Consider the following 1,022-nt stretch of genomic DNA (forward strand, 5'->3'; position numbering starts at 1 on the left):
CCTTCCACTCCCAGAAGATCGGTAACGCCATCCGCACCATCGACGATTGGCACCCGCAGGCAGAGGAAATCGGACCCATCGCCGTGGAAGTCTATGGCTCCGTCACTAGCAGCGGCACCACCTACCGGGGGAAAGGCGAAGATAATTTTTATAAACTCCACGATGACTGGTGCGGAAAAGCCAAGGAGCCGGATGATAACCAGCGCCACTACCTCATGGCCATCCTCATCCGGGGCGGCGTATTCGGAAAAAGCAGCAAAGACTGATTCACTGGAACCATGACCCATTATCAGGACATCACGCTTGCACCGGATGCGGAAACCTGTGCCAACCATCTCCTCTCCTCTGTTCATTCCCGCCTCCATATTGCCCTCGCAGAGTTGGAATCGGACAATATTGGAATCAGCTTTCCCGGATACAGCTATAAGCCGGAGCGGAAAAGGAAGGAGCTCAATACCCTAGGAACCGCCCTTCGTCTCCACGGCACCGCACAAGCTTTAGATCATTTGATGGCAACCGAATGGCTTGCCCACCTCCGGGAGCAAGTGGCAATGGCCTTGCCACGCCCAGTGCCGCCGGGTGCTGGTAATCTAAAAGTGCGTCGCATCCAGATCCGCAGCAGCCCCGCAAGGATACGCCGCCGTCAAATGAAACGCCACGGACTCACCGAGGCAGAGGCACTCGCCATCTATCCCGATGGGGATGGCAAAACAACCGATCTTCCCTTCCTCAGGTTACGCAGTCACAGCACTGCCAATACTTTCCTGCTCTTCATCAACCAGTCCCCGACAGTTGAGAACTCACTAGGGAAATTCAATGCCTACGGTCTTAGCGACAACGCCACCGTGCCCAGCTTCGGTTCGTAACAAGTGTAATTTGATCAGTGCAATCCTTCTCAATATCAGAACCACCGATTACAATCATACCTGACCCTTTTTTCTCCCCTTCTCGGAAATCACTGTAGAATATACTCTTCCGTGCCATACTAGAAAAAGGGTATTCTGGCTGGAATTGTCCTAATT

Annotated in this window: 2 protein-coding genes; both read left to right on the forward strand. The window is 53.2% G+C overall.

The window, feature by feature from the left end:
- Positions 1-266 (forward strand): type I-F CRISPR-associated protein Cas7f/Csy3 (locus tag ACFSSA_RS15765; protein ID WP_386821587.1); only part of this gene is annotated, 266 nt, incomplete at its 5' end.
- A 12-nt stretch (positions 267-278) separates the two neighbouring features.
- The gene (gene cas6f / locus ACFSSA_RS15770) at positions 279-866 is read left to right on the forward strand and encodes a type I-F CRISPR-associated endoribonuclease Cas6/Csy4 (RefSeq protein ID WP_386821588.1); all 588 of its coding nucleotides are present in this window, start codon (positions 279-281) and stop codon (positions 864-866) included.
- Positions 867-1,022: the final 156 nt, after the last annotated feature.

The sequence above is a fragment of the Luteolibacter algae genome, assembly GCF_042683045.1.
Taxonomy (GTDB): domain Bacteria; phylum Verrucomicrobiota; class Verrucomicrobiia; order Verrucomicrobiales; family Akkermansiaceae; genus Luteolibacter; species Luteolibacter algae.

Bases quoted from the DNA above. Each gene is read 5' to 3' on its own strand.
- cas6f (WP_386821588.1), top strand. From the start codon at position 279: ATGACCCATTATCAGGACATCACGCTTGCACCGGATGCGGAAACCTGT.